At 71.2% G+C, this 1,974-nt stretch carries 1 protein-coding gene and 1 pseudogene; one reads left to right on the top strand and one right to left on the bottom strand.

Going from position 1 to position 1,974, the window contains the following annotated elements:
* Nucleotides 1-251 precede the first annotated feature (251 nt).
* Entirely contained in the window at nt 252-692 is a 441-nt protein-coding gene (locus ACWDN5_RS46720; RefSeq protein WP_310971539.1) for an Lrp/AsnC family transcriptional regulator, read from the bottom strand.
* A 145-nt stretch (nt 693-837) separates the two neighbouring features.
* On the opposite strand from ACWDN5_RS46720, the pseudogene ACWDN5_RS46725 reads away from it, so the two are divergent.
* Nucleotides 838-1,974: pseudogene (locus ACWDN5_RS46725) on the top strand (indolepyruvate ferredoxin oxidoreductase family protein); the annotation flags it as partial.

Consider the following 1,974-nt stretch of genomic DNA (forward strand, 5'->3'; position numbering starts at 1 on the left):
CCGCGCCTGGCACGAAGGATGCACCGCGATCTCCAGGCCGCAAGCGGTATCCGGAGCGACACCGTCCAGCGCGTCCTCGGCAGCCGGTGCCCCACCCCCGGCAACGCCACCACCAGATGGGGCCAGCGCCGAGCCACCTGCCGCCCGCGGGCGAGCAAGCTCCCCTCCATGAACCGCGGCGAGCCCGGCGGATACGGGATCGCGTACACCGCCTCGAAAAGCCGCCGGGCCAGCGTCACGACCTCCACGGGCTACCGCGACCAGGATTCCAGGGCGATCAACGTCTTCGTCCCCGTCACCTGGTGGTGCCGGCGGATCTCGTCGATCGTCTTCTGCAGGTGGGCCATGTCGCGGACGCGCAGCCACACCAGGGCGTCCGGGTCGCCCGCGATCGTGAACACCGCCTGGGCCTCCGGCATCCTCGTGGTCGTCCGGAGGATCTCGGCCACCTTCGTGTTGCCGACGAACCTCAGCTCGGTGAACGCCTCGATCCCCCAGCCCAGCTTCGCGTGGTCGACCTGGACCGTGAACCCGGTGATCACCCCGCTCTCCCGCAGCCGGTCGATGCGGCGCTTGACCGCCGCCGTGGACAGCGTGACGCGGGCGGCGATGTCCGACAGCGTCCGGCGGGCGTCCTCGCGCAGGAGGCCGAGGATTTCGTGGTCGGTGGCGTCGAGCAGCTCTTCGGGCATGCGTCGCAGCGTAGCCGGACGCAAAAATCAGTACCGAAAGCCGCGAACGACCACTGAAAGTTGCGTCGAGGTCGACAAAGCCACACCGCCTGTTGCGCCACTGTGGTCCACGTCGCATCGTGCCCCGAAACGAAGGGAGCGCGCCGTGGAGACGTTCACGCTGGAAGACCGCTATCTGCGGGAGGCCGGGACCGTGCACCTGACCGGGGTCCAGGCCCTGGTCCGGCTGCTGTTCGACCGCGTCCGCCACGACCGCGCCCACGGGGGCGACCCCGCCGTCTTCGTCTCCGGCTACGAGGGCTCGCCGCTGGCCGGCTACGACCTCGAGCTCGGCCGCCGGGCGACGCTGCTGGAGAAGCACGACGTCGTGCACCGGCCCGGCCTCAACGAAGAGCTCGCCGCGACGTCGGTCATGGGCAGCCAGCTCGTCGCCGGGGCCGGCGGGAACCGGGGGGTCACCGGCTTCTGGTACGGCAAGGCCCCCGGTCTCGACCGGGCCAGCGACGCCCTCCGTCACGCCAACCTCGCCGGCACCGACCCGCGGGGCGGGGCGGTCGCCCTCGTCGGCGACGATCCCAACGCCAAGTCCTCCACCGTCCCCTGCGCGTCCGAGCTCGCCCTCGCCGACCTGGCCATCCCCGTCCTCTTCCCGGCCGACGCCCAGGACGTCCTCGACCTCGGGATGCACGCCGTCGAGCTGTCGCGGGCCAGCGGGCTGTGGACGTCGCTGAAGGTCGTCGCCAACGTCGCCGACGCGTCCGGCACCGCCACCGTCAGTCCCCGGTGGACCGCACCGCGCATCGAGAAGGCCTACCGGCACACGCCGACGTCCCGGCTGCTCGGCGCGAGCCTCGCCGAGCTGGAACGCAGCCTCTTCACCGTCCGCCTCCCGCTGGTCCTCGACTACCTGCGCGCGAGCACCGTCAACCGGATCACCGCCCGCGGACCGGCCGACCGGATCGGCATCGCCGCCGCCGGCAAGTCCTATCCGGACCTCCAGCAGGCACTGCGCACCCTCGGCCTCGACAAGGGCGAGCATGGCATCCGCATCCTCAAGCTCGGCGCGATCCACCCCCTGGAACCCGCGATCGTCCGCGAGTTCGCCGACGGTCTCGACGACATCGTCGTCGTCGAGGAGAAGCGCGCGTTCGTCGAGACCGCGCTCAAAGAGGTCTTGTACGGCACGACAAACGCGCCGCGGATCATCGGCAAGAAGGACCACGACGGCCGCACGCTGTTCACCGAACTCGGCGAACTGGACCCGGACGGCATCGCCGCCGGC

The sequence above is a fragment of the Amycolatopsis sp. NPDC003731 genome (genome assembly GCF_053586895.1).